The following is a 5,103-nucleotide window of genomic DNA, read 5'->3' on the forward strand; positions in this document are numbered from 1 at the left end:
CCCCACCACCCCCGCCACCGAATTACGGGCCCTGCTCACGCAGCGAGGACCAAGCCCTCTGCCCCCGCACCTCCTCCCACAGCGAGCACCTCGATTCGAGGCTTCCGGTAACTCGCTCCCCCACCCGAGCACGTCCTGAACCGCACCAACTCCAACCGCAGCACAGCACCACCCTCGACCGCGTCTCACGCCTGGGGCCACTCCCGTCTTGCTGGACCGGACCGGCCGACGCGGCCTATTGTCGGCCGGGGCCACGCCACGGTCCGGAAAGCAACGACGGCTGGGCGGCAGAGGGCACATCGCGGCCCTGCTGGTGAGGGAGCACGGTGGAGCGGCACGAGATCGAGACCTTTCTGGCCCTGGCCGAGGAACTGCACTTCGCGCGGACCGCCGAGCGTCTGCACGTCTCGCCCGGCCGGGTCAGCCAGACGATCAAGGCACTGGAGCGGCGCATCGGCGGCTCGTTGTTCGACCGCAGCAGCCGTCGCGTCGCCCTCACGCCAGTCGGACAACAGCTCCGTGCCGACCTGCTGCCCGCGTACCAGCAGATCCAGCAGGCCGTGGCCGATGCGACGGCGGCGTGCGAGGAGATCAGCGGTGTGCTACGCGTCGGCTTCACCGCCCCGTGGTCCGGGAGTCTCCTCGTGCGGGCCGCGGATGAGTTCTCGCGCTGTCATCCGCGCTGTGCCGTGGAGCTTCGGAATGCTACGTACAACGCCGTGTTCGCGGCACTGTGGGACAAGGACGTCGACCTGGTGATCGCGGAACTGCCTGCCGAGGGGCCCGGTCTCACGGTGGGCCCGGTCCTGTTCAGTCAGCGCCGCGCCCTCCTGGTGCCCGCCACTCACCCCCTCGCGCAACGGGAGACGGTGTCGCTGGAGGACCTCGCCCGTCTTCCGCTGATCACGGCAACCGGTGTGTCCCGACCGTGGCGCGAGGCATACTTCCCGCGCCGCACACCCCAGGGACGGCGCATCGAGCACGGCCCGACCGCATCCGACTGGGAAGGAATACTCTCCCTGGTCGGGGCGGGACGGGGCGCCACGGTAGCCAGCGTCATGGCGGAGCGGTACCACGGCCGGCCCGACATTGTGTGCGTCCCCTTCAACGATGCGCCTCCCATCGACTACGCCCTGATGTGGCGGGACGTGGGCGTGTCGCCTGGCCTGCGGGCTCTCATCCGGACCGTAGTCGATCTCGCTCCGCGGCCTGCCGGCCCGCCCGCGTGACCGCTGACGCCCCCGCGCCCCCGTGCCCGACTCGTGGCAGCGTCAGCGTCGCGGCCGCCGTCGCCACGAGCCCGGCCGCCGCGAGCAGCACGCTCCAGTGCATGCCGGCCAGGAACGTGTCCGCGCCCGCCAGCAGCGCGCCGTACACGGCCACGGCGATGGCCCCGCCGACCTGCCGGGCGGTATTGAGCACCGCGCCCGCGGTGCCTGCCCGATCCGCGGGTACGGCGTCGAGCAGCATCGCGGTGAGCGCCGGCACCGCCAGCGCGCCGCCGAGCCCGACCGGCACCATCAGCAGCGCAACCACCCACACGTTGGTGCTGCCGCCGATCGTCAGCAGCGCCAGCAGCCCGGCCGTCCCGACCAGTTGCCCGGCGACTATCGGCACCCGCGGCCCGAACCTGGCCGCCAGCCGCGCCGAGGCCAGGTTCACCACCGCGACCAGCGCCGTCATCGGTATGAACAGCACTCCCGCCTGCAGCGCCGACTGCCCCCGCTCCTGCTGCAGATACAGGCTGAAGACGAACACCCCGCCGTAGTAGGCGGCGTTGAGCATGAAGCCCACCACCAAGGACACCGCCACCACTCGCGTCCGGAACAGCGGCAGCGGCAGCATCGGATGCGCACCTCTGGCCTGCGCGAGGAGGAAGGCGGCGGCCGCCGCCACGGCCACCAGCAGCGACGCCACCACGAGCGGATGGCCGAAGCCCTCGGCACCGCCCTCGATCACGCCGTAGGTCAGCCCGCCCATCGCCATCACCGCCGTCACCTGTCCGACCGCGTCCAGCCGCGCCGGCAGGCGTGGTGAGACGGGTACGCGGGTGAGCAGGGCCAGCGCCAGCAGACCGGCCGGCAGATTGACGAAGAAGATCCACCGCCACCCGACCGAGGCGGTCAGCGCCCCGCCGACCACCGGTCCGGCCGCCACCGCGACCGCGCCGCCCACGGTCCATATCGCGATCGCCCGCGCCCGTTCGGCCTGATCGGGAAAGCCCTGCCGGACCAGCGCCAGCGACGCCGGCATCATCACCGCCGCCGCCGCGCCCTGCACCAGCCGTGCGGCCACCAGCATGCCGAGCCCGGGCGCGACCCCGCAGGCCGCCGAGGCCAGCGCGAAAAGGATCAGCCCGCCGCCGAACGCCCGGCGTGCCCCGATCCGGTCGGACAGCGCGCCCGCGGACAGCATCAGGGCGGCGAACATCAGGGTGTAGCCGTCCACCACCCACTGCAGGCCCGACATGCCTCCTCCGAGGCTGTGGCCGATGTCGGGCAGCGCGACCGTGACGATCAACGCGTCCAGGGAGATCAGGAAGAAGCCCAGCAGCGCGGCCCCGAGCACCATGGGCGATCCGCCCCGAGCGGCGGACGGTGACGAGGTCGCCGACGACGTGGCAGCGGACGTGGTCATCGTCGACCCGCCGCCTGCACGGACAGATCGTTGTTGCCGTCGCCCCAGGCCGCGGTCATCACGACGGTGTCGATGAGCCATCGGTCTCCGGTGCGGGCCAACTCCCACCGGTATGCGCCGCCGAGCGTCCACAGCGGCGATCCGTGGGCGGTGGCCAGGCGGTGCGTGGCCTGGAAGGAGGCGGTACAGACGGCGCGGTCGCCGTCGATGTGGACGAGCTGATTGGCGATCAGGTGCTGGGTGGCGTCGTAGCCGCCGAGCGTCGCGGCCCAGGCGTCGACGATCTCCTTCGGGGTGAGCTGGGCCGGCTCGCCGCCGGCCAGGCTGGTGTAGTCGAGCAGCACCTTGTCGGCGAACAGACCGCGCAGCAGGTCCCATTCACGGCGATCCGCGTGCACGGCCATCCGGGTACAGGTCTCGGCGACTGCGTACTTGGATTCGATGGACTCGGACATGGCAGGTGACCTCCTGTTGATGGCGGGGGCGTTCACAGCGTGCGGGCGAAGTGCTCGGCCGCCGCGTCGGCGGCGAGGCCGACCTGCGGCGACTGGTCGTAGAAGTCGAACTGGGCGCCCTCGGTCCACAGGATTTCCCCGGGTCCGGCGAGACCGGCGTGGAAGCGGCGGGCGCCGTCCGGGATCGCGGCGTTCTCGCTGTGCACCAGCAGCGTCGGGGCCGTCACCAGCGGCGCGATCGCGACGGCGTCGAAGTCCAGCCACTCCTGCCAGGCCATGACGGCGTACCGGTTGGGCCACCGCGGAATCCCGCCGCGCTGCGGGTTGAGATAGAAGTCGATGTCAAAGGGCATGGCCGCGTCCGGGTCGCTGCCGCTGACCACCGGCACATAGACGACCTGCCCGGTCTCCTCGTACCGGCTCCGGGCCGCGACCGCCGCAGCCTTCTTCGCCGCGATGCCCTCCGGGCCGCCGTAGTTCTCCTCGCAGATACGGCGGTCGTGCAGCCACGGCGCCACCAGCGCAAGCGACCGCACGCGGGAGTCCTCGGCGGCGAAGGCGCTCGCGTACATCGCACCGGCGCACACGCCCAGCACGCCCAGGTCTCCGTCACCCACCGCCGGTCGGTCTGCCATGAAGTCGGCTGCCGCACGCAGGTCGCGGAGCTTCAGCGCCGGCGACTCGTAGTCGCGCGGCTCACCGTCCGACTCCCCGTATCCGGTGAAGTCGAAGGACAGGGCGGCGAAGCCGCGCCGGGCCAGCTCCTCGGCGTACCGGTCGGCCATCTGCTCCTTGACGGATGTCCAGGTCCCGGCGACCACGACGCCCGGCACCGGGCCGGCCTCGGCGGCATCGGGCAGAAAGAGATGGCCGGCGAGCTTGCCCACATCGCCGGCGAAGGTCACTTGTTCACGCACGGGCACGACAGAACTCCTTGGAAGAGGGTGACGAACGACAGGTCATTACGCTGGCAGCCGGCAGCCCCTCGAACAACGCCCCATGTTTAAAGCCAGGTTGAGCAGGACTAAACACCGACTGTTCGACGACGGCCTGCCGGTCGGGCAGCGGACACTCGTCAGCGAGGCCGGGCGAACACGGGACGCCGGCCCTCGTCCACGACCGGGGACGCTGACCGGCGGTTTCCTGCGGCGACCGGCCGTCGTCACTCCGGGGGCCGGTCGGACCGGCCGTGCCGGTGACTCCTCTTTCCCCGGCCCCCACCGGAGTCCGGGTCAGAGGCGTCCACCACTCGGGGGGAAGGTCCTACCTGGCGGGCTCGCCGCAAAGATCGTCGTCGACGCGCCGGACGGAGCCAGTCGATGAGTCAGCTGTCCGACTGCAGCGGACTTGGCGTCGCCGTAGTGCTGATGACGATGTCGGTCAGGTCAGCCGACGCGAGGATGAGCGTCCCGTCCCGCTTCGCCAGGCTCGCAACTTTGTTGCCCTGCCGCAGCACCGATGTCATTCCGCCCGTTGCGGCATCCCACTCGCGAACTCGGCGGTCCCCTCCGGCGGTGAACACGCTCACCCGTCCGTCGAAGGCCGCCACGTCGAGGGAGGAAATATTCTCCTCCCCGAGTTCGGCCTGCGGGCCGATCTGTTGCCACGTCTCGGCATCCCGCCACCGCATCACGCCGAGACGGTCAGCGGATACCAGGGCGGTCCTGCCGTCCGGGAGCCGGACAGCCTTCAGGAAGTAGACGATGTCGTCATGTGCGTCCACCGGGTCACCGATGGGCAGCCCGGATACGGCGTCCCAGAGACGGATCGCTCCCATCACGTCGCCGGACGCGATCACCGCGGAACCGTCGCGGACCGGCAGGACGGCCACGGCGCGCACGATGTCATCGTGCCCCTCCAAGGCCGGAAGCGCCTCCCCTGTCGTGGCATCCCACGGTGCGCCGGACGCCCGGATCGGCCGGTGCCACGAGCGGAAGCAGGTGACGGGTGAGTTCGCCGGGAAGCCGTCGAGACGTACTTGTCATGCTCACGAATCAAGCTAGCCTAAGAG

Annotated in this window: 5 protein-coding genes; 1 reads left to right on the forward strand and 4 read right to left on the reverse strand. The window is 71.0% G+C overall.

Annotated elements, in window-relative coordinates:
- Window positions 1-326: 326 nt before the first annotated feature.
- Window positions 327-1,229, forward strand: coding sequence for a LysR family transcriptional regulator (locus tag AC13HU_RS31640; RefSeq protein ID WP_483045412.1), 903 nt, complete (start codon window positions 327-329; stop codon window positions 1,227-1,229).
- Here the strand turns inward: AC13HU_RS31640 and AC13HU_RS31645 are convergent.
- The 4 genes from AC13HU_RS31645 to AC13HU_RS31660 all read right to left on the reverse strand — a co-directional run bounded on the left by AC13HU_RS31645 (window position 1,177) and on the right by AC13HU_RS31660 (window position 4,932).
- Window positions 1,177-2,571 carry an MFS transporter gene (locus AC13HU_RS31645; protein WP_483045413.1) on the reverse strand — a complete coding sequence of 465 codons (1,395 nt, stop codon included), beginning with the start codon at window positions 2,569-2,571 and terminating at the stop codon, window positions 1,177-1,179. The two genes, AC13HU_RS31640 and AC13HU_RS31645, sit on opposite strands and share 53 nt — an antisense overlap.
- Before the next feature lie 62 nt (window positions 2,572-2,633).
- The gene (locus AC13HU_RS31650; protein ID WP_483045414.1) at window positions 2,634-3,092 is read right to left on the reverse strand and encodes a nuclear transport factor 2 family protein; all 459 of its coding nucleotides are present in this window, start codon (window positions 3,090-3,092) and stop codon (window positions 2,634-2,636) included.
- A gap of 32 nt (window positions 3,093-3,124) precedes the next feature.
- A complete protein-coding gene (locus AC13HU_RS31655) occupies window positions 3,125-4,015 on the reverse strand; it encodes an alpha/beta hydrolase (RefSeq protein WP_483045415.1) in 891 nt (296 codons plus the stop codon).
- Window positions 4,016-4,416: 401 nt separating this feature from the next.
- Window positions 4,417-4,932 carry a WD40 repeat domain-containing protein gene (locus tag AC13HU_RS31660; RefSeq protein WP_483045416.1) on the reverse strand — a complete coding sequence of 172 codons (516 nt, stop codon included), beginning with the start codon at window positions 4,930-4,932 and terminating at the stop codon, window positions 4,417-4,419.
- Window positions 4,933-5,103: the final 171 nt, after the last annotated feature.

This window comes from Streptomyces sp. NH27, assembly GCF_056859195.1.

What these genes read in the sequence shown, in the direction of transcription:
- AC13HU_RS31645 (WP_483045413.1), bottom strand. Translation starts at nt 2,571, where the DNA reads ATGGTGCTCGGGGCCGCGCTGCTGGGCTTCTTCCTGATCTCCCTGGAC.
- AC13HU_RS31650 (WP_483045414.1), bottom strand. Translation starts at nt 3,092, where the DNA reads ATGTCCGAGTCCATCGAATCCAAGTACGCAGTCGCCGAGACCTGTACC.